We start from the raw sequence: 20,561 nt of genomic DNA on the forward strand, positions 1-20,561 counted from the left end.
TCACGTACCCGCAGGGTGGGCTACGGGCGCGTTCCGTCCTCACACCACCGCAGGACCCGCAGCGCTCGCAGGGTGTTCCAGCGGCTGGGCCGCCCGTCACCTTCCTCAAGCTCAAAGTGGACCGGCCCGGGATGCGTGTTTTCCAGCAGCCACGTACCGTCGGGCTGCCTCTTGGACCTAAGCAGCTCGATTGCCTCGGCCAGGCGCGGGTCGGGCGGACCACCGGCGGACCGGAAATACTCCAGCGCCCGGAGCACGTCGTAATACCAGCGGGTCGGAAAGGAGAACTCCAGCCACGCCGGGTCAACGACCTCGCCGGTGCTTTTGCGGCGGAACAGCCGTCGTTCGAGGAGATACTCCTCGCCCCGCCGCCGTGCCTCGAGGGATTCGGCGGAACCGCCGGTTGACTGCTCGTGCGCCAGCAGGCCTTCCAGCACGTTGATCGTTGTTGCGGCCGAGGACACGACGGCGCCGTACTCCGCCCAGCAGTTCCACCCGCCGTCGTCGAGCTGCTCGTTGACAAGACGGGCGACGACGCCGTCGACGTCCTGACCAAAGTAGGCGCCCAGCAAAACGCTCATACCGTTAATGCAGGGCTCGACCTCGCCGCTGAAATAGGGCTGTCCGCCCTCCTCCCAGCGGCAGTTGTCCCGCACAAGAGCCACGGTCCGGCGCATCCGGTCACTGCCCGGTTCGACGCCGAAGTCACGCAACTGCAGGAGGCTGTACGTGGTGGCGGTCCAGGGCTGGACCTCTTCGCCGGCCTCGTCGGGCCCTTCGGAATCGCCCTGGCTGTCGGGGGCGCCGGCTCCATCAGGGGGTCCTGAGTCGGAGTCGCCGCCTTGCGCGGGAAAATACGCGCCCCCGGCCCATTGGCCGTCCTCGCCACGCAGAGCCAGTAACCGGGCACCCCATCCTTCGGTCACCACCCGTGCGCGCTCCGCGGCCACGACGTCGGCGGGCGCGGCGGCAAGATCCTGCAGCACTTGCCATCGAACGGAAGGATCAGAATCCAGCAGCCAGTCCAGTACGGTCATGCGCCGATTGTAGGTGCTCCCACGGTTCCGTCACAGAGTGTGGTGCAGCTGCGGCTTTGTCGCCTGCTCCTAGCCCTCGCAGTCCACGCAGTAGGCGTGGCCGTTTCTTTCCCGCGCGATTTGGGACCGGTGCCGGACCAGGAAGCAGGAATAACAGGTGAATTCATCCTCCGCCTGAGGGATGACCTGAACGATGAGTTCCTCGGCGACGAATTCTCCGCCGGGGACGATCGAGTCATCCAGCGAATCCGTCTCGTCCAGCTCGCGTGCCACGCTGCGGGCGTCCGGAGCATTCGCGGATTGGAGTGCCTCAAGGGACCTGTCCTGCGATTCCTTGACATCGGAACGTACTTCGTCGTAATCGGTTGCCACTGCCGTGATTCTCTCTTCTTCGGATTGCGTATCGGATAGCTGTTCAACAGACGGAACCGCTCGGGTATTCCCCCCACGACAATCCAAGTACTTTACACCCTGGAAGGAGCGGCCGCTGACGGTCTCCTGCTCACAACGGGATTTAGTTTGTACATTCGTTCGATTTACGGCTATATTCTGGTGAGTTTCTTTGGGGGGAATTTATGAACAAAGCGCAGCGCCGCGCTCACGTCGAGGCGCCTTGCCGGGAGTGCGGATCGCGGGTCATCCCGATCTGGAAGGACGAGCGCTCTGCGCCTTCCGGCCAGCCCGACTGGCGGGTGAGTGCCCGGCAATGCAGCCGCCAGGGATGCGTCCTCAATGACACGCAGAACTGGCGGGAATCGTGAGCCGCTGCTGGCCCGCCGGCTCCCTGCCATGATGGTGACGTGACTATCGCAAAATCGGTTGCGCTGTTTGTGCTCGCCGCAGCAGCGGAAATAGGCGGCGCCTGGCTGGTCTGGCAGTCGGTCCGCGAAGGCAAGGACTGGTGGTGGGCCGGGCTGGGCGTCGTTGCACTGGGCGCATACGGCTTCGTGGCGACCCTGCAGCCCGACGCGCACTTTGGACGCATCCTCGCCGCCTACGGAGGCGTCTTTGTGGCCGGCTCGCTTGCCTGGGGCATGATGTTCGATGGATTCCGGCCCGACCGATGGGACATCATCGGCTCCGTGGTCTGCCTGTTTGGCGTGGCCGTCATCATGTTTGCCCCACGAGGCGCCGGCTAGCGATCCGGCGTCGCAGACGCCCGGTTACACACCGCCACAATTGAACCCGCCGCCGCGACCAGGAAAGCTACCCGACAGTGATGACCCAGACCCCGACAAAACCACATCCGACTCCGAGTGACACGGCGAAGAAAATCCGCCTGGTCCTCTGGATCCTACTGGCGGCCATCGTGTCGGCCGGACTCGTCTGGTACGCGGCCGTCACGGCCAGTAGGCCCGCACCAGAAGTTCCGCAGCCTGCGGCCAATGCGCAACTGGTCCGCGGTGACAGCCACCGTCTCACCTCCCCAGCTGTCGAAAAGGCCCAGTTAGTCGAGTTCCTGGATTTCGAATGCGAATCGTGCCGCGCTGCCCATCCGCTCGTCGAGGAACTCAAAAGGGAGTACGGTGACCGGATCACGTTCGTAAACCGCTACTTCCCCCTCCCCGGACATCGCAACTCCGGGACTGCCGCCCTGGCCGTGGAGGCCTCCGCACAGCAAGGCAAGTACGAGCAGATGGCAGCTAAGCTCTTCGAAACCCAAACCCAGTGGGGCGGAAAGCAGGAATCCCAGACTGCCCTGTTCCGCGGCTATGCGCAGGAACTGGGACTCGACCTGGCCAGGTACGACGCCGCAGTGGTGGACGAGAACACCAAGGCACGGATCCGGAAAGACTCCGAAGACGGCACGGCCCTGGGGGTCACCGGCACACCCACCTTCTTCCTCAATGGCAAGAAACTGGTCCTGGACACCGAAGTGGACTTCCGGCAACTGCTCACCGACGCCGCCCGATAGGCGCGGTGCCACGCCCCGGCCCGAGTTGCTCCGACGCTATTGGAGGGACGCGGTCAGGCGGGCCAGATTGTCGAACGCCCTTTGGGCTACGGGCCGCCGGACCCAGTCGTCAAGCTGGAGTTCACGGCTGTTCACCCGGTACCCGTCTTCAATCGTGCGGATTGCGTCCACAAAGCCGCGCCCGTGCGCCAGGACCGACACCTCCATGTTGAGGCTGAAGGACCGGACATCCATGTTGCTGGACCCAATCACGGCAACCTCCTCGTCGATGGTGAAGTGCTTGGAATGCAACACCTTGGGGGCCCGGTAAAGGTAGATCCTGACGCCGGCGCGGAGCAGCGCCTCATAGTACGAACGCTGCGCGTGGTAGACCATGCTCTGGTCGCCGACCTCGGAGACGAAAAGCTCGACGCTGAGTCCCCGAGCAGCGGCCGTGACGATGGCCAGCAGGATGGATTCGTCCGGCACGAAGTACGGACTGGTGATACTGACCCGGCGCTCGGCTTTATGGATGAGCGCGGCGTAGAGCTTCAGATTGTTGTCGTTGTCAAAGCTGGGGCCGCTGGGCAACACCTGCGCGTCGATCAGCGCGGGCCCTGGGTCGGGGACTCGAGGCCGCGAATCCAGCCGCAGCAGCACCCCCGTTTCGCTGTACCAGTCTGTCGCGAAGACCGCATCCAGCTCGCGGACAACGGCCCCTTCGAGGCGCACCATCAGCTCGTGCCACCGAAGTCCGCGTTTGAGGTTGCCTTTCTTGTCGTAACTGGCGTCGATGACGTTCTGCGATCCGGTGAATCCGACTCGACCGTCGACGACGAGGATCTTGCGGTGATTGCGCAGGTCCGGCCGCTGCCACTGGCCATGGAACGGTCGCAGCGGCAGCATGGGGTGATATTCCGCCCCAGCGTCCCGGAGGTACTTTATGGTTTCTTTGCGGCCCGGGAACATGATGCCCGCCAGGTGATCAGAGAGCACCCTCACCGCGACGCCCCGCTCCCTGGCCCGGGCGAGCGCCTGGAAAAACGGTTCCGTGGTCGAATCGAGGACAAGAATGTAGAACTCCACGTGCACGTAGCTCTCGGCCGACTCAATCTCCGCGATCATGGCATCGAAGGTGCCGTCGTAGTCAGGAAGGAGCTCGGCGCTGTTGCCTTTGACCATGGGGAGCGCCCCCAGGTTGCTGTTCAGTGCCACCACCGAATGCAGCCACTCGGGCCAGTCAACACCACGGCTGACCAGTGAAATCCCCTCCGTCCGGGCCAGGACCAGGTCATTTACCTCCCGCTGCTTGTCGCGGCGGGCCTTGGGCAACTTCGAGTACCCAACAAAGAGGTACGCGACTGCACCGAGCAGCGGTATGAAGATAATGGCGAGCACCCAGGCAATCGCCGACGACGGGCGACGGTTCATCGATACGAGGACAGCTGCCACGGCCACCAGGAAAATATGGACCGCCAGCGCGAGTAGGGCGATAGTTTCGGAGTCGTTAAGAAAGTCGCGCACTCACCTGAGACCCTTCTGCCGGGGAAATAACGCCGGTCCCCCGGATTCGGGGGACCTCAAGCACGCCGTCAGACCAGTACCCTGCTCTTGAGCCTCGCAAACTCTTCCGGGCTGATGGTTCCAGCGTCCAGCAGGGCCTTCGCTTTGGAAATCTCGTCGGCGGGGCTCGTGGCAGAGACCCTGCGGATGTAGGAATCAGCTTCTTCCTGGTCTCTCCGGGAACGTTCAATCGACCGCTCGGCCATGCCCTCGCCGCGGGCGGCCAGATAGACCAGCAGTGTCACGAAGGGCAGGAAGCACAGGAAGAAGATCCAGACCGCTTTCCACCATCCGCTCAGCCCTCGGTCGCGAAAGAGGTCACCGATGATTGCAAACACCCCAAACAGGTAGGCAAAGAACACGCATGCGATGAAGAACCACCAGAAGATATCCCAAAAGTTTTCCCAGAAACTCATTTGGCTTCCCTGCTCTCATATCTTGCCGTGCCCCCAGCGAGCCGACCATGGGCTGGTTCAATAATTGTTAGCCCCTTGGCGGTGATGGCCATCATCCCCGGGGGGTGACATTCCGTGCCGGAAATCCGGACCGCACGGCTTAGACGATCCCGCGTTCCGCCGCCGTCTTAAGTGCATCGCGCCGTCCCGCTGCACCGAGTTTGCGGTAGATGGACCGTTCGTGGGTCTTGACAGTGTTGACCGAAATGAACAGCGCCTCGGCGATCTCGGCCGCAGTCATGACTGAGCGCATATAGGCCAGGACCTCGCGTTCCCGGTCGGTGAGGGTCCAGTAGGACCGTGTCCGGAGGTGCGGGTGGCTTTGCGCGTGGTGTGCCATCCGGGCCGCGATAAACGACTCATGGGTGGTGCCCCACACGGCGTGCCGAATCAACAATTCTGCGATGTCATCCCGCCGCTCGGTGAAAGGTCGCAGGACGGACTGGGGCTCGGCGCGATATACAGCGTGTTCGATCCGCTCGTGAGTCCTGGCCTCATCCCGGTTCCCGTGGGCCAGGAGCGCCTCGGTCAGACTCATGCTGGTGTCGACGCAGCGGTTACGGTGCTGACTTGTCAGTTCCCTGGCACAGCGCTGGGCGGCGCTGATTTCGCCGCCGCGACGCAGGAGTTCTGCGAGCAGCATGTCCACCAGCGGCGCGTGCCCGCCGGCACCCATTGGCTCGACGATAGCCAGCGCTGTGTCCAGGTCGCCTTTGGCTTCAGCGAGCTTCGCCCTGGCAATGGTATGAAAGTCATTCCACGAAACACCATAAAGGCCCCGATCGTGGAGGGACTCCAGCGCAGCGCCGGAGTCGGCAAGATGCGATTCGTCGCCGGAGGCAGAGTCAACCAGAACCTGGTACACAACCCCGAGCGCGCCGAGCCCGAACAGCTTGTCCCCGAGGCGCAGGGCTTTGACTAGATGGGCCCGCGCGCCCTTCAGTTCGTCCCGCCAGTAGTGCGCGATGCCGCGCGCCAGCCAGGCAGCCGCCATTCTGTCCTGCGAACTCCAGCCGCGGGCATCCGCCCTCTCCAACGCCTGTGTCGCAAAATCGTCAGCAGTCACGAGATCGCCGGCGACGGCGTACGCCAAAGCCATTTCCGCGTCGGCGAATATTTCCGCCTGCTCCGATTGCAGACCGCTGCCGTCGTCGGCCACGGCCGATTCAAGCAATACGGTTGCCTGGTGTCCGGCGCGGTGCAGCCTGAACTCAGCCTGGGCGAGCAGGAACATGCCGGTGGAAGAGGTGCCATGGTTGCCTTCCGCCGGGAGTTCGGGAAGTGCCCGTACGTCGTCGGCCGGGAGGTGCAAGTCCAACCGGCCGGTGGCGGTGGTTTGCCCCCGCTCGAAGAGACCACGGCAGCTGTCGAGCATGCCCCGCCGCGCGGCATCCAGTTCAGCGGTACGCGCCATGGCACGTTGCCTAAGGTCCGAGGCCCCGCCGCCGTCGCCATCGAGCTCCCTGCAGACGGACCTGATCATCAGTATCTCGGCGTCTGCGCTCCACTTGGCCGGGAGGTCGAGACACAATTGCTCCAGGGCGGGTGCGCCGTTCCGCAACATGTACTCCAGCCAGTGCCCTCCGATTGACACGACAGCCTGGCGGGGCGCCTGCCCCTGCAGCGCTTGGTTCACGCACTCGGAGACGTCCGCGTCCTGGTAGTACCGCGCCGCGATGCGGTGAAGACGTTCGGCAAGGAGCGGGTCCCTCCGTTCCAGTATTCGCCGGCATTGTGCAGCGAACAGGGAGTGCCACCGATACATGGATTCACCGCCGCGGTATTCGTGCTCCTCGATGAACAGACCGTTGCGGAGGCAGGACTCCAGGAGCAGGCCGCCGTCGGGCTGGCCATGAAGTTCGACAGCGAGCCGGCGGCCCAGCCAGTCGCACGTTGTAGCGCGGAGGACAAAGTCCGCCAGTGGCTGGTCCAGCTGGTCAAGCACTTCCTCAGCGATGTAATCGGACAGCGGCAGGTTCTCGGGCGGAGAGTTGGTGGTCCTGCCCGGCACATGGCGGCCCTGCGCCAGTGCGGTGAGGCTTGCGTGGACGGCAACCGGCCATCCGGCAGTCGCTCTCCAGAGAGGTTCGGCATCAAACGGTGCGTCCAGTCCCAGCGAATGGGCAACCTGGGCAACTTCATCCTGCGTTAGGGCGAGTTCAGCAGCACCGAGTTGTCCAAGACCTTCCCCAAACCTATGCCGTTCCAACTGGATGGACGGATGCCCCCTCCCGGAAAGGACCAGCCTCAGGGTGGGCGGAGCCGACGCGGCGAGCACCCCGACGATTCCACGGGCCAGCTCCGGTCCGGCCAGGTGGATGTCATCGATGACAAGCGCCATAGGCTCCGTGAGCTGTTCGAGGGCACCGAGCAGGAGGTCATAGGACGCAGCACGATCGCTGGCGAGGCCCTGATCCAGGGCCAGGAGCGCATTGTTGCCGGGCAAGGGGAGCTGGCCGGCGGCAGCCTGGATGGCCCCAACAACCCCCTGGAAAAGCCGTGCTGGTTGCGCATCGAACCGGTCGAGCGACAACCACGCGCAGGGCAGATCGCAGTTGCGGGCCCAGTCACCCAACAGGGTGGTCTTACCGTATCCGGCAGGGGCGGCGACGACGGTCAGCCGGTGGGCATCTGCGGCCGCGGTCAGGGCGCCGTCAAGCCGCGGGCGTTCCAACGCTCCAAGACCGCGCAAAGGTGGCCGGGTCTTGGAATGCGGACCCGGCACAGATGCAGACACTCGAGTCTCTCCCACGTCATTCATCGTAGAAGCGACGCAATAGGCTCCAACAGGGGCATAAGGACCTTGTGCTCAGCGCCTGGGGCAATCACTTTGGCCCGAATGGCGAAGCCTCCTGGCCCGCGAGCAATTCATCGGCCCGGGAGTACCATCAGTCATGGGCGCTAAGCAGGGAAACCGGAAGAATCCGGTCTTCGTCCGTGAACTCGACAAGGTCTCCAGACGGCATGTGTTCGTCGTCTTCGCCCTGCGCGTGGCGGTTTTCCTGGTTGCAATCCTCTTTTTTTACTTCGCTATTCCAATAGGGGGGTTCAATGACGACAATCCGGCCGGGGCATGGATCCGGCTAGGGGCCGTCCTGGTGTGTTTTCTGACCGCTCTGGCCATTGAATTGCGAATGATCATCGCGGCCGAGGTACCCCAAATACGAGCGGCCGAAGCTGTGGTTGAGAGCATATTGATGTTCCTGTGCCTTTTCGCTTTGTTGTACGTGTCAATGTCGACCACGGACCCTTCCGCATTCACTGAACCACTGAGCAGGACGGATGCCCTGTACTTCACGACGGTCACGTTCGCCACGGTGGGCTTCGGCGACATTACGCCGGTGAGTCAGCTCGCGCGGGCCGTTGTGACGGTTCAGATGATGGCTGGTCTGGGCTCCCTTGTCCTGGTGGCCAAGGTCACTTTTTTCGCGGCAGGCCGGCGGCTCCACGGGTAGTCGCCGAACGATGAGGTGCTGCCACGCCGTTGCTGCCGCCCCGTATACCGTCGGGGCAACGAAAAGGGCGCCGGTCACCCCGAACGGATGAGCGCAGACCCTGTGCATCGAACTCGGCCGCCGCGGGAATGGCCGGGTCCTGAAATTGACGTGCCGACGCCGGCTGCGGCGATCCGGACCAGCTCCCGGGAGTAGACGTGCCGTGCTCGGCAACCCCTCCCGCGGCCCGAGGATTCAATGCGGCTAGACGACAGATCACCCTGCGTGGGTGGGGTTGGGCACGCACGCCGCATGGACAATGATGATTGTCCCGACTGCCCGGCCAGGGGAACAGGAGCTTCACATGAAGATCGGCCCATTGGAAGTGATTATCTGCGCGTTTCCCAAACCGTCCATCGACGCCACCGTCGTCAAAGCACTCAGCGAGACAGTCAAGTCTGGTGCGATGGCCCTGGCGGATTTGGCCCTGGTGAGCCGGGACGGGCAGGGAATTGTGCACGTCCGTGACTTGCAGGATGATCTGCCGGCGGCATGGTCCGGCATGATCCGTGATTCCCGGCCGCTGACTCTTCTCAACGACGCCGACCTTGAGCTGGCGGCCGAGACAATCGGAAACAACGAAATAGCGCTGGTCGCCGTCGTCGAACACCGCTGGGCGCAGCGACTGTCAGAGGAGGTGCGGCGCTCAGGTGGTGTGACGGCTCTGCAGGCCAGAATTCCGCAGGAAGATGCAGTCATCGCCATCGAAGCAGATGGAGTCACCACAAGCTGAACAGTTGCACCGACAGAAGGAACCCTCTCATGCCATTTGCCAGAAGCGGCCGCCCCGGTCTGCTCGGAACGGTTTCTCGAACGGCTGCTATTTCAGGCACGCCACAGGTGACTGCCAATTCAGCAACCCGCAGCTCGGTGCGACGGGAACAGGACACAGCCCTCCAGGATGCTTTGGCCGGGAACGCGGCCCCGAGTGCCCGGACCCCTCCCGTTCCGCGGGCGCCGGCACCTCCCCCACCGGCGGGCGGAGGCGAGCTGGCGGACCAGCTGTTTCGACTCGCCGATCTGCGCAGTTCGGGCCTCCTCACTGATGACGAATTCGCTGCAGCTAAGGCCCGGCTCCTGATGTGATACCTGCCTGGCAAGCCGGGCATTCCTAACCGAAAACAGAAGTTGGAGGTGGTTCCCGTGTCGCGATCAAGCAGTCCTGCCTCGGCCCCTGCGCTGAAGGCGGTGCCGGCTCATCCGGTCTCGTCGGGCTCGAAAGTCGAGCTCGTGCTCCGAGACGCTACCGAGGCGGAGAGCCCTCATGGCACTCCATGATGATTCCAGGATCCCCGGCAGCTCGGAGCACGAAGAAATTCTGCGGTTGCGCGCGGAGGTTGCCCGGCTTCAGCTCGAACGGGACGAAGCCAAGAAGGTAAGCCCGAGGCCTCCCGGAGCGGGTTCCGGTTTGGCACGACGAATAGTTGCCATTGTCCTCGTGGTTCTGACCGGCGTCTTGGCTTGCGCCGCGGTGCCTGCCCTGTTTCTGCGCAGTGAAGTGCTCGATACCGATCGCTACGTGGCCACGGTTGCCCCCTTGGCCTCAGACCCTGCCATCCAGGCGGAGATCTCCAACAAGGTCACCACCCAGATCACCGCGGCGGTGGACATCGAGGGCATCACCCGGGACGCCATGACGGAACTCGGAAAAGTAGCACCGCGGGTCGCGTCAGTGATTAGCGGTCTGGCGCCGGCAATTGCCGAGCAGACCAAGTCGCTGATCCATTCCGCCGTCTCCAGATTCGTCGCCAGCCCGCAGTTCCAGGATCTGTGGATTCAGGTCAACCGGGTGGCGCACCAGGGAATCGTCAACCTAGCTACAGGAAACACCAGCGGCACCGTCGGTATCGACGAGAGCGGCACCGTAACGATCTCTACCAAGGAGATCATTGCCCGGGTCAAGACGCTCCTTGTTGAACAGGGGGTGGACATAGCGGCCAGGATTCCGGAGGTTAACGCGCAGATTACCCTCCTCCAGTCGCCGGAACTGGTCAGGGCCACCGAGGCGATCAGAACCCTTGACCGGACCGCCCCAATACTTGCCTGGATGACGGTGCTGAGCGCTGTGGGCGCCATCGCCGTGGCGCCGCAGGGCTGGAGACGGCGTACGACGAGCCGCGTCGGGCTGGCACTGGCAGTGGCTATGGCACTGTTGGCCGTCGGACTCGCCATTGGGCTGGACATTTTCCTCGGATCAATCCCATCGGCCACAGTTTCCCCCGCCGCGGCTGAAAGCCTCGTTGATACCCTCGTGACCCCGCTCCGAACCGGCGTGCGCTTTGTCTTTGTCGTGGGTCTGCTGATCGCTGTAGCCGCCTTCCTGAGCGGTCATTCGCGCCCGGCCGAGTTTGTCCGGCAGGGCCTTGCACGGGCCGGAGATTACCTGACTGGAAAAGTCGGCGCCGGGCAGGCCAAACCGTGGCAACGCTGGCTTGCCCGCTACCGGCGGATCCTTGAAGCCGTCATCATCGGCGTCGCCGTGCTGGTCCTCATCCTCTGGCAGTACCCGACGGCCGCGGTGGCCATCTGGACGGCAGTCCTTGCCGTGCTGGCGATTCTACTGATCGAACTCCTGTGCCGCCCTGCCGTTGTTGACGGCCATGCAACCGGCGCAGGGCAGGTCGCCGAGCCGGTGGCGGGCGGGCCGCGCGAGGCCTCGCATCCAACACGCCCCCTGCCCTGAGGAACCCGCAGGCACTTGCGGGTCACCGCGATATTAATCCGGTGCGCCGGGGTCGTGAACCGATCCCGGAGCTAGAGCGTGTCTCCCAAATAGGCTGACCGCAGGCTGGAAAAATTGGATGCGTGTCTCGTTTCCAAGTCTTTACCGCGCGGCCGACCGTTCCGGAGCCACCGCCGGTTTCGCGGCAGACGGCATCTGGGACCGCATCCAAGACGGAGCCTGACGGCCACGCCGTCGGCCGTTCCCGGGGCGGGCTGAGCACCAAGCTCCACCACGCCTGCGACGGGAAGGGCCGGCCCCTGAAGTTCATCATCGGACCGGGCCAGGGCTCGGACTCCCGGATATTCCCGCACGTGATTGACGCGATCAACGTCCCGCGGCCGGGAACCGGACGGGCGCGGACCCGCCCCGACGCGGTGATGGGTGACCAGGCCTGCTCCTCCAGGACAAACCGTTCACTGTTGCGGGCCCGGAAGATCACGGCCGTCATTCCAGAACCCAGAGACCAGACTGATCTGGCTGCGTCAATAGGGAGACACGCCCTAGGCAACTGACGGCGAAAATGCGAACAGGTCCTCCCCGGCTGCGTGCACGACAACGCAGGTGGACTCCGGCACTTCCTGCCAGGCCCCGCGAAGATCCCCCAGCGGTTCGGATACCACCAGCCGGGCATCGTCCGAGAGCTCATGAAGCGTGGGGTTGTCCGGGTACTGGACACGCAGGGTTGCGATGTCAGTACTGTGAAAGAGTGACCGGGGCTTGCCCTCGCTGGCGTAGCGGAACGCCCACGTGGTGTCGCCGTCGGTAGTTGCCACCGTCATCTGAATGGCGTGTTCGATGCCATGGCGCCGTGCGGTGTCTTCGATCAGTCCAACTGCTGCAGCGACGGCTCCGCGGGGGTCCTGTTCCAGGCCGAAGGTGAGCGCGAGATAGAAGAACATTTCCGAGTCCGTCGATCCCTCGATCTCGGGATAGAGTCCGGGCTCGACGGCCATGGCCAGGTCACGCTTCATCCTCGGGAAGTCGGTGAGGACGCCGTTGTGCATCCACAGCCACCGGCCGTGGCGGAACGGGTGGCAGTTCGTCTGTTGAACCGCCGTGCCGGTCGTAGCCCGGATGTGCGCGAAGACGCGGCCGGCCGATGCCTGCCCTGCGAGCTCACGCAGGTTGCGGTCATGCCAGGCAGGCTCCGTGCTGTGGAAGACGCCGGGAAATGGCGCGGTTCCGTACCAGCCGACGCCGAAACCGTCCCCATTGGTGGTCTCGACCCCCATACGTGCGTGTTTGCTCTGCATCACGAGCGAGTGGGCGGGCTTGTACAGGAGGTCATCCAATCGCACGGGAGAACCCGAATACGCGAGCCAGCGGCACATGTCATTCTCCTTCTACTCAGGCGGGAATCCGTCAATTCCATCACCGGGCAGGGCGGCCGCGCATCACCTCCCGCGGGTGACTCATCCGCGGCTGCCGGTGTTCCGGGTCACTGGCGAAGCACGCGCTGCTTGAGCGCGGTGAATTCCTCGGCTGTCAGTGCGCCGTCGTCCATCAGGGTCTTGGCTTGGGCGATTTGCTCCGCGGGATTGGTCCCGGCCGTTCGGGGGACGTAGTCGTCGAAGTCATCCCTGGCCACATCGTTCCGGGCCGCCTGCCGCAGGGACATGGACTGCCCGTGGGCTATTAGGTACGCCAGACCGCCGAACACCGGCAGTAAAAGCAGAACCAGCACCCAGACTGCTTTGCTCCAGCCGGTGCGCGTGGAATCAGCGAAAAGGTCCTTAACGATCAGAAATAGAACCACCAAATACGACACATAGAGAACAAACGAAATCATGAGCCAAAAGAAGTCCCAGAAAGTCATGGCCATTCCCCTCAGGAATTACACAACGCATTCAGCAGCAGCCGCCCGGATTAGACTGCACAGCCTGTAGTAGCTTGGGCGCTTATGCCCGCATCTTCCCACAGTCTTCCCGTCGTCGGAACAGTCTTCCGGCCCCGGTCCTGCCCACTTCCCGGTTGCGGGGAATAGCGGGGCCGGCAGCACCCGCCTTGAGCATATACGCGGCTGCGGCGCGGGCCGATATCACCCCCGGCGGGTGATTCATGCGCCCGGCCCGGGGCGAACGATGGTCTTACCTGCTAGTGATTGGGCTGCCAGGCGGCTGCCCATCGGAGAGGAGCTTCCAATGTCGAGACCGCAACCTGTCCTCCAGCGATTGTTGGCACTCGCAGCAACGGTCCTGCTTCTCGCCGGCTGCAGCACTCCCAGCCCGCAGGCCGGCACGTCCGCCCCGCAGCAGACCATTTCCGCAGTCTGCACTGCTGCCGACTCCTTTGCCGACGCCCTGACCGGGTTCAAAGACACCCTTATGCCGGGCGCCACGGTGGAGCAGGTCCGCGCAGCACGGGATCAGGTGGTCAAGGCCTACGACGATCTGGTCTCTGCGATCGGGAGCGAGGCCAAATCTCGTGTAGACGCCGTCAAGTCGGCTGAAGCCAAGTTCACTGCCGCCGTCAACGAGATCGGCGACGACGCAACGCTCACCGAAGCGGCCGACTCTCTTCGTGATGAAGCTGCAAACGTCCAGGCGGCGCTGAGCGATCTCGCGACTGACGTCAAGTGCTGACGCCCCGAAATCTCCGGATGCCTGCCGCCGGCGCCACTTTCAAACCCGTCCTAGCCGCATCAATCGAAAGCAGGGATGCCAAGTGAGTTTCTGGGAAACCTTTTGGGATATCTTCTGGTGGTTCTTTATTGTGTATGCAATCTTTGCCTTCCTGTATGCGCTATTCATAGTCATCGGAGACCTTTTCCGTGACCATCAGCTGAGCGGATGGTGGAAGGCCGTCTGGTTCATCTTCCTGGCCTTCGTACCCTTCTTGACGCTGTTGGTGTACATGATTGCCCGTGGCAAGGGCATGACCGAGCGGTCCATGGAACGGGCCCGTCGAAACCAAGAGAGCGCCGATGCGTACATCCGCCAGGTTGCCACCGCGAGCCCGACGGACGAGATCACGCGGGCCAAGGCCCTTCTGGACTCCGGAACTATCAGCGCTGACGAGTTCGAAAGGATCAAGACCAGGGTCATGAGCTGACGCTTCCGCGACCGCATCGCCGGGCGGCTGGAGAGCGACACCGGTCACTACCAAGGGGCCGCCGCGGCTTTTGACAATGTCCGATCCGAACGAAGGAGCGCCCCATGGGGCCGGAACCAGCGGATTCATTCCCAAGCCCCGCTCTCCCCCGTTCCGCCGCTATCCTACTCACTTTGGCCTGTGCAACGGTCGTAGCTTTCGGCCTTGCCGCGCTGCGGGGGATTGTCACCCCAGTGTTCTTTGCTTTTGTGCTGACACTCTGTGTTCATCCGCTACGGCGCTGGATGCAAGGGCACGGAGTGCCCCGGGGACTTGCCACGGGATCCACCATCGGGGCCGTCTTCGCCCTGCTGACCGGTTTCGGCGCAGTGTTGTTTGCCTCTCTCGCCCAGTTCTCCGCGCTATTGCCGCAATACGCTCCCCAACTTGAACAACTGGGCGCCTCCATCACGGAGCTGCTGGAATCCGTGGGCTTCGGCCCCGAGCAATCGCAGGCCGTCGTGCAGGGGCTTACTCCCGGGCGCATCATCGGATTCCTCGGCGGACTCCTGGGCAACATCGCCAGTATTGTGGCCGGCCTCGTGGTGATCCTGACGATGCTGATCCTCATGGCGGTCGACGGCTCGAGCATACCGGCTTTGCTGACCCATCTGAACAACCACCGGCCGGACCTGGTGACTGCTTTCAACGGCTTTGGCTGGGGCGTCCGCCGGTACATGATCGCCACCACCGTCCTTGGAGTGGTGCAGGGCCTCTTCAACTGGCTGGTCCTGGTCCTCCTGCAGATACCGGGCGCCCTGCTCTGGGGGCTGCTCTCCTTCATTTGCAGTTTCATTCCGAACATCGGCTACTTCATCGCGATCATCCCGCCCCTGTTCTTCGGATTCCTCACCGGCGGGTGGCCGACCGTACTGGCCGTCATCGTTGTTTATGGCGGGATCAACGGTGTCATCCAGTCCATCATCCAACCCAGGTACGTCGGCAATGCGGTGGCTCTCAGTGAGACATTGACGTTCGCCTCGGTGCTGTTCTGGGCCGTCATCCTGGGGCCCGTCGGTGCCATCCTCGCCGTGCCACTGACCCTCCTTGCCCGCACAATCCTCCTTGACTCCGACCCGACCATCGCCTGGTGGCGGCCCTTGACAGGGGACAAGAAGGACCTCGAGGTACTTCTCAAGGTAGAAGACGACGCGATCCGCGCCCGCCGGGCACGGCGGGGATCCAACAACACGGACCCCGGCATCCCGCCGAAGGCATGACATGCCGTCGGTTAATCCCCCGGGCCAGGTGACTGCATGCTGAGCGTCATCCCAAGCCTGCTGCTGTTCGCTCTCGCAGGGGCGATCAGCACCGTGCCTGTGAGCATCACCATCATGATCCTGCTCTCCCCCGATCCACGCCGCGGCGCAGTGCCCTTCCTGGTTGGCAGCGTTGCCGGATCAATTGTGGTGGTCGGCCTCTCGGCTGTCGGACTGCAGTTCCTGCCGCGCACGCCCGCCTGGAAGCAGGACGAGCTCTTGGCGTGGCTCGGCTTCTTGATTGGATTCTTCCTGATTGCCTACGCCCTGTACCTCTTCGGGCACAGAAGCCAGGGTGACAGCGCTGTAATGGCCAAGATGCAGACGAGATTCCAAACCGCACGCCCGTGGGAATACGTAGTCCTGGGCCTGGGACTGAATCTGCGTCCCAAGGCAATCCTGCTCGCCGTTACAGCCGGCGCGCTCATCAGCGTCCGGGAACCGCCGGCGCTCCAGGGGATTCTGTTCGTCGTCGCCTATGCCGTCGTCACGCAGTCAGCGGTCGTCGTGCCCATCGCCGCATGGATGCGTTCCCCCGAGCGGGCCGAAGTGCCGCTGGCCGCCATCTACACGTGGATTCAGCGTAACGGCCAGACAATTGCGGCGATCGCAACGCTGGCGATCGGCGTTTTAATTGTCGGCTACACCGTGGTCCAGCTCTGAACGGACCTTGCGGTACCGTTCAGAGCTGCAACGCCAGAGCGCCTGTCGTCAGACCAGGACGCTGCTCTTGATCTTTTCGTACTCGTCAGGACTGATGGTTCCGGCATCCAGAAGAGCCTTGGCTTTTGAAATCTCTTCGGTTGGGCTCGGTGCGGCCACCTGGCGGATGTACGCATCGGAGGCCTCCTTGTGCTTGCGGGACCGTTCCATCATCCTCTCGGTCATGCCCTTACCGCGGGCAATCAGGTACACCAGCACGCTCAGGAAGGGCAGGAAGGCCAGGAAAACGATCCAGACCGCTTTCAACCAGCCGTTCAGCTCTTTGTCGCGAAAGATGTCGCCAATGATCGCGAATAGCGCGAACAGGAATGCGAAGAATACGTACACACAAATGAACCACCAGAAAATGTCCCAAAAATTCTCCCAGAAACTCATGTGGCTGCCCTACTTTCAATTGATGCGGCTTTGTACGTGGACGCAGCCTCGGGTTGGAACGGAGCTAACTGCAGGTCTGGGTCGTCCCCTGTCAGCCTGACCACTGGCAGGTACAATCATTTTCTGCCCGGCGCCCCGGTAAATTCCTCATCCGAGGAGGGTTAATTCCCGCTCTAAGGGCAGGCACTGCAGTGCTCAACCCAAAATGGCGCCTTCTCCAGTACCGGAGGGTTTGGGGTCGGGTAGCCGCATCATGCGGAAGGAGGTGCCGAGGCCGGCGAGTTGTTGCTGGAGTTGCGCGTCGCTCATCGCCTGGGCGTCCTCTTCCAGGACGGTTGCGGCCTGCTGCTTCTCGGCGGGCGGGAGGACCGTGCTGGCATTGGACAAGCCGATGAAGATGGTCGAGAGCGATGCGAGCATGATGCCGCCGGCGAACGCGAGCCCCGAACGATAGACCGAATGATCCGGCGGCCGAGTTCACGCTGGCGGCCTCGCTGACCCGCTCGTCCGAGATCGGGGACAGGGTGTAGTTGTTCAGCCGGGATACCAGCAGCCCCAGGCCAAATCCTGAAATGATCAGCGGGATCAGGAGCCACCAGCCGGAGTCCGCGCGCGGCACGATCGGGACCAGCACCACCAAACCCACGACCAGGAACTGGAACCCCACCGGATGAGGCTGGCCGGGCGCCACTTCCCGGATCTCTTCCCGGCGACCAGGAACATAGTGAGTGAGAGCGAGGAGATCGACAGCCTTGCCTGCATCGCGTTGTAGCCGCGCACCATTTGCAGGTAGACGGGCAGCACGATCATCGTGCCGCCCAGGGCTATCTGCTGGGCCGCGCGCGAGTCTCTGGTTGAACGGCGCCCGCCGGGCCGCCGCCGTCGTCCGGCTTTTCCATCTGTCATCGGCTCCCGGGCTTGCCGGCTGTGCTGCTCCCCCAACGCTAGCCACTCGGCATGGCCGGCAAATCATTCCCGGGGTTTGACCCTGCAGCCAGGCTGCTAACCCTCCCCGACGTGGCGTTCCTTCTTCGCCTCGGCCTCTTCCGCCTCCACCGCCCGGTAGATGTTGCCGTGGATTTTGTCGGCGCCGATACGCTCGATCACCCCGTCCCTTGCCAGGGTGGCCCGGACGGCGGGTTTCAGCCGGGCCAGGCGCAGGGTGACGCCAGCCTCCCGGGCGAGGTCCGCGATGTCTGCCATCTTCGCGGCACCCTGGGAGTCGACGAAATTGATCCCGCCGCAGTCCAGGACGATGCCGGTGAGGCCGGACGTTGAGTGGATCATCTCGCGCAGACGATCCTCCAGTGCGTCCGCGGTGGCGAAGAAGAGGCCGCCGTCGAACCGGATCACGGCGACCCCGGGAATCACCTCGTCACCGGGGTACTCAGCCACTTCGCGGAAAACCTGCGTGCCCCGTTCCCGTCCGAGGGACGGCATCTCCGGGTGGGTGGCCACACCGACGAGCCAGATGAGCGAGAGTCCGATCCCGATGATGACGCCGGCGAGCACACCGAAGACGAGGGTGCCGACAATGGCGGCGACGGCAATCCAGAAGTCAAACCTTTGCACGCGGGCCAGCCGCCGCATCTCCGGCACGTTCATCATGCCCATGACGACGGCCTCGATGATCAGCGCCGCCAGCACAGGTTTGGGCAGGACCGAGAAGAGTGGCGCCAGGAACAGCAGCGTGAGCAAGACGGTGGCACCGGAGGTGAGCGAGGCCAGACCGGTTCTCGCTCCGGAGTGGTCGTTGAGCGAACTCGCCGACAGGCTCGTCGAGACGGGCATCCCCTTAAATACTCCCGCGGCCATGTTGGCGAACGACTGGGCAATGGACTCCTGGTTGATGTCGATCTGGTAGCGGTGCTTGGCGGCAAACGCCCGCGCATCCCCCGCGGTCTGGGAAAAGCCGATCAGGACCAGCGCCACCGCCGCGAGGGCCACGGTTCCCGCGTTGTCCCACATCAACTGGCCATCCGGGATTTCCGGCCGCGGCAGCCCGCTGGGCACGTCACCCACCAGCGCCACTCCCTTCGCCCCGAGATCGAACACCGCCTCCGCCACCAGCCCACCCACCACCAGGACCAGGGCGCCGGGAACCCTGGGCGCGATCGCCTTCAATCCGAAGACCACAACGAGCGAGACAACGCCCACGACCACGGTGCTCTGATGCGCCTCGCCCAAGGTCCCCAGCCACGACCGCAGTTCCTGGATCGGGTTGGAGCCGGTGACCTCGGTGCCAGTGAGCTTCGGAAGTTCCCCAATCACGACGTCGATCGCCGCACCGAAAAGGAATCCGGTGACCACCGCCCGCGAGAGGAATTGCGCAATCCAGCCCATCCTCAGGACGGCAATCAGCAGGAACAGGATGCCTGAGGCGAGGGTGATCCCCGCAACGAACGAGGCGACATCCGGCCCGCTGGTGATGCCGGCCGCGAGCACCGCGCTCGCGGCCACCGCCGCCAGGCCCGAACTCGGGCCCATCGAGATCTGCCGGCACGAGCCGAAGATCCCGTACACGATCGCGCCGGCAGCCGCCGCATAGAGGCCGTTCTGCAGCGGGATCCCCGCGATTCCGGCATACCCCAGGTTCTTGGGAACGATCAGGGCCGCGACGGTCACCCCGGCGATCAGATCGCCTCTCAGCCAGGCGCGGTCGTAGGTGCGGAGCTGGCCGGCGATGGGCAATCCGGTAGGGCGTCCCGGCTGCAACTTCTTCATGCCTCGTCCCCCCGGTCGCGTTTCTCTTTAGGACCCCGTGGCGGTCCTGTCCGTTCCGGGTGCCGCAGTATTGCCGGCGGTGTCGCTGCGTTGGGACTGCAGGCCGTCCGGCGGGTTGGCCGCGAGTTGGTCGGCGTCGACGGCGGCGAGGTTGCGGATCAGGACGATCAGCCAGGCGAAGACCAGCGAGGCGGCGATGAGCTCCACGGCCGTGAGATTGTAGTAGCCGACGGGGAAGTACATCACCACGGCGAAGGCGATGACCGCCAGGAACACCAGACCCAGCACGTTGAACGTCGCCGGAATCGAGGGGACCAGCGAACGCATGCGGACTATCAGGGTTCCGAACACCACGACCATGCCGGACGCTGCCGCGGTGTGGAGCCAGAATTGCTCATCGACGGGGAACAATCCCACGCAGGCGAGGAGAATTCCGATGAGGATAATGCCGCCTTCCAGCTCTCGCACCCGGCGGCGCGAGGGCGCGGTATCTGCCGTCGCTTCGAGCGTGCTGGTGGAGTATCCGGCCAGGGTTGTGACCACGGCGCCGGCAATGATCAGCGTGAGGTTGAACGCCGCCCCCGAGACGTCGGAAGTCGTGCCGAGGGCACTGAGGTTTTCCTGCCACCACTGCGGGTCTTCCGCGGTGAGCATGCTCGTCAGGACACCCGTGACGAGGAAGACGGCGAGGAGCGCGGCGAGCCGGTAGGCGTTCATTGTGACTGCCGACAGGTATGCGATGTAGGCGCTGATGGCTCCGGTGACCCCGACGAGGATTGCCGCGGCCAGGGGGTACAGCACTGCACCCACGAACGCCCGCTGGAAAATCGAGAACAACGCCAGCCAGCCGAGCAGGAAGACGCAGGCATGGGCCAGCGCGAGGGCGCCGATGTCGATGTTATGGCGTGTTCGGCCGCCCGCAGCGGATTGTGATGATCCCGGCCCCCGGCGTTGCAGGGAACCGATCACCACCGCTGCGGCACCGAGCACCGCCGTCCCGAGCGCAGCGATGTCGCCCACCGAACCCCGTCCGGCCAAGGCGACGGGTTCCCGCCCCACCAGCAGGAATGCGACCACGCCGAGGATGAGGAAGCCTGCACTGCCGATGATGAGCGCCCGCGACTCGGCCGTGACCGCACCACGTGTCTTCAGGGTTATCATCGTTCACTTCGCTTCGCCTGGGCTGTGGGGGTTCTGGAAGAGGCACCGTCGCCGGCGGCTC

At 63.9% G+C, this 20,561-nt stretch carries 22 protein-coding genes; 11 read left to right on the forward strand and 11 right to left on the reverse strand.

The annotated features are described in order from the left end of the window. Positions 1 to 20 precede the first annotated feature (20 nt). Both ACZYZ5_RS10460 and ACZYZ5_RS10465 read right to left on the reverse strand, forming a co-directional pair. Positions 21 to 1,037, reverse strand: coding sequence for a hypothetical protein (locus ACZYZ5_RS10460; protein ID WP_463901573.1), 1,017 nt, complete (start codon positions 1,035 to 1,037; stop codon positions 21 to 23). A 69-nt stretch (positions 1,038 to 1,106) separates the two neighbouring features. Further along, positions 1,107 to 1,409 carry a DUF4193 domain-containing protein gene (locus ACZYZ5_RS10465; RefSeq protein WP_463901575.1) on the reverse strand — a complete coding sequence of 101 codons (303 nt, stop codon included), beginning with the start codon at positions 1,407 to 1,409 and terminating at the stop codon, positions 1,107 to 1,109. Positions 1,410 to 1,837: 428 nt separating this feature from the next. On the opposite strand from ACZYZ5_RS10465, the gene ACZYZ5_RS10470 reads away from it, so the two are divergent. Beyond that, complete coding sequence (locus ACZYZ5_RS10470; protein WP_463901577.1) at positions 1,838 to 2,176, forward strand: YnfA family protein; 339 nt, start codon at positions 1,838 to 1,840, stop codon at positions 2,174 to 2,176. Between the two features lie 80 nt (positions 2,177 to 2,256). Continuing rightward, a complete protein-coding gene (locus ACZYZ5_RS10475; RefSeq protein WP_463901579.1) occupies positions 2,257 to 2,952 on the forward strand; it encodes a DsbA family protein in 696 nt (231 codons plus the stop codon). 36 nt (positions 2,953 to 2,988) lie between these two features. Here the strand turns inward: ACZYZ5_RS10475 and cls are convergent, their stop codons facing one another. The 3 genes from cls to ACZYZ5_RS10490 form a co-directional block, all read right to left on the reverse strand. Beyond that, the gene (gene cls, locus ACZYZ5_RS10480) at positions 2,989 to 4,455 is read right to left on the reverse strand and encodes a cardiolipin synthase (protein ID WP_463901581.1); all 1,467 of its coding nucleotides are present in this window, start codon (positions 4,453 to 4,455) and stop codon (positions 2,989 to 2,991) included. Between the two features lie 68 nt (positions 4,456 to 4,523). Beyond that, positions 4,524 to 4,910, reverse strand: a complete 387-nt coding sequence (locus ACZYZ5_RS10485; RefSeq protein WP_463901583.1) for an SHOCT domain-containing protein — start codon at positions 4,908 to 4,910, stop codon at positions 4,524 to 4,526. Positions 4,911 to 5,049: 139 nt separating this feature from the next. Then, positions 5,050 to 7,623, reverse strand: a complete 2,574-nt coding sequence (locus ACZYZ5_RS10490) for a helix-turn-helix transcriptional regulator (RefSeq protein ID WP_463901585.1) — start codon at positions 7,621 to 7,623, stop codon at positions 5,050 to 5,052. Between the two features lie 220 nt (positions 7,624 to 7,843). Between ACZYZ5_RS10490 and ACZYZ5_RS10495 the strand changes: the two genes are divergently transcribed. The 5 genes from ACZYZ5_RS10495 (at position 7,844) to ACZYZ5_RS10515 (ending at position 11,680) form a co-directional block, all read left to right on the forward strand. Beyond that, positions 7,844 to 8,404 carry a potassium channel family protein gene (locus ACZYZ5_RS10495; RefSeq protein WP_463901587.1) on the forward strand — a complete coding sequence of 187 codons (561 nt, stop codon included), beginning with the start codon at positions 7,844 to 7,846 and terminating at the stop codon, positions 8,402 to 8,404. Positions 8,405 to 8,747: 343 nt separating this feature from the next. Continuing rightward, on the forward strand, positions 8,748 to 9,176 hold the full coding sequence (locus tag ACZYZ5_RS10500) for a DUF6325 family protein (RefSeq protein WP_463901589.1): 429 nt from the start codon (positions 8,748 to 8,750) through the stop codon (positions 9,174 to 9,176). A 29-nt stretch (positions 9,177 to 9,205) separates the two neighbouring features. After that, positions 9,206 to 9,529 (forward strand): SHOCT domain-containing protein, encoded by a 324-nt coding sequence (locus tag ACZYZ5_RS10505; RefSeq protein WP_463901591.1) that lies wholly within the window; start codon positions 9,206 to 9,208, stop codon positions 9,527 to 9,529. A gap of 178 nt (positions 9,530 to 9,707) precedes the next feature. Beyond that, positions 9,708 to 11,126, forward strand: coding sequence for a hypothetical protein (locus ACZYZ5_RS10510; protein WP_463901593.1), 1,419 nt, complete (start codon positions 9,708 to 9,710; stop codon positions 11,124 to 11,126). 122 nt (positions 11,127 to 11,248) lie between these two features. Next, positions 11,249 to 11,680: a transposase gene (locus tag ACZYZ5_RS10515; RefSeq protein WP_463901595.1), complete on the forward strand. Its 432-nt coding sequence runs from the start codon at positions 11,249 to 11,251 to the stop codon at positions 11,678 to 11,680. Here the strand turns inward: ACZYZ5_RS10515 and ACZYZ5_RS10520 are convergent. Both ACZYZ5_RS10520 and ACZYZ5_RS10525 read right to left on the reverse strand, forming a co-directional pair. Beyond that, positions 11,669 to 12,499, reverse strand: a complete 831-nt coding sequence (locus tag ACZYZ5_RS10520; protein WP_463901597.1) for a class II glutamine amidotransferase — start codon at positions 12,497 to 12,499, stop codon at positions 11,669 to 11,671. The two genes, ACZYZ5_RS10515 and ACZYZ5_RS10520, sit on opposite strands and share 12 nt — an antisense overlap. Positions 12,500 to 12,606: 107 nt before the next feature. Further along, the gene (locus tag ACZYZ5_RS10525) at positions 12,607 to 12,984 is read right to left on the reverse strand and encodes a PLDc N-terminal domain-containing protein (protein WP_463901599.1); all 378 of its coding nucleotides are present in this window, start codon (positions 12,982 to 12,984) and stop codon (positions 12,607 to 12,609) included. A gap of 325 nt (positions 12,985 to 13,309) precedes the next feature. Between ACZYZ5_RS10525 and ACZYZ5_RS10530 the strand changes: the two genes are divergently transcribed. From ACZYZ5_RS10530 to ACZYZ5_RS10545, 4 genes are all read left to right on the forward strand, one after another. Beyond that, entirely contained in the window at positions 13,310 to 13,750 is a 441-nt protein-coding gene (locus tag ACZYZ5_RS10530) for a hypothetical protein (protein WP_463901601.1), read from the forward strand. Positions 13,751 to 13,832: 82 nt separating this feature from the next. Beyond that, on the forward strand, positions 13,833 to 14,219 hold the full coding sequence (locus tag ACZYZ5_RS10535; RefSeq protein WP_463901603.1) for an SHOCT domain-containing protein: 387 nt from the start codon (positions 13,833 to 13,835) through the stop codon (positions 14,217 to 14,219). A gap of 104 nt (positions 14,220 to 14,323) precedes the next feature. After that, positions 14,324 to 15,478, forward strand: coding sequence for an AI-2E family transporter (locus ACZYZ5_RS10540; protein ID WP_463901605.1), 1,155 nt, complete (start codon positions 14,324 to 14,326; stop codon positions 15,476 to 15,478). 36 nt (positions 15,479 to 15,514) lie between these two features. Next, positions 15,515 to 16,180 (forward strand): GAP family protein, encoded by a 666-nt coding sequence (locus ACZYZ5_RS10545; protein ID WP_463901607.1) that lies wholly within the window; start codon positions 15,515 to 15,517, stop codon positions 16,178 to 16,180. A 48-nt stretch (positions 16,181 to 16,228) separates the two neighbouring features. Here the strand turns inward: ACZYZ5_RS10545 and ACZYZ5_RS10550 are convergent, their stop codons facing one another. The 4 genes from ACZYZ5_RS10550 to ACZYZ5_RS10565 all read right to left on the reverse strand — a co-directional run bounded on the left by ACZYZ5_RS10550 (position 16,229) and on the right by ACZYZ5_RS10565 (position 20,500). Next, a complete protein-coding gene (locus ACZYZ5_RS10550; protein ID WP_463901609.1) occupies positions 16,229 to 16,615 on the reverse strand; it encodes an SHOCT domain-containing protein in 387 nt (128 codons plus the stop codon). Between the two features lie 195 nt (positions 16,616 to 16,810). Beyond that, positions 16,811 to 17,035: a hypothetical protein gene (locus ACZYZ5_RS10555; RefSeq protein ID WP_463901611.1), complete on the reverse strand. Its 225-nt coding sequence runs from the start codon at positions 17,033 to 17,035 to the stop codon at positions 16,811 to 16,813. A gap of 582 nt (positions 17,036 to 17,617) precedes the next feature. Next, positions 17,618 to 19,339, reverse strand: coding sequence for a SulP family inorganic anion transporter (locus ACZYZ5_RS10560; protein ID WP_463901613.1), 1,722 nt, complete (start codon positions 19,337 to 19,339; stop codon positions 17,618 to 17,620). 27 nt (positions 19,340 to 19,366) lie between these two features. Further along, on the reverse strand, positions 19,367 to 20,500 hold the full coding sequence (locus ACZYZ5_RS10565; RefSeq protein ID WP_463901615.1) for a hypothetical protein: 1,134 nt from the start codon (positions 20,498 to 20,500) through the stop codon (positions 19,367 to 19,369). Positions 20,501 to 20,561: the final 61 nt, after the last annotated feature.

It is taken from the genome of Pseudarthrobacter ribosi, from assembly GCF_055412865.1.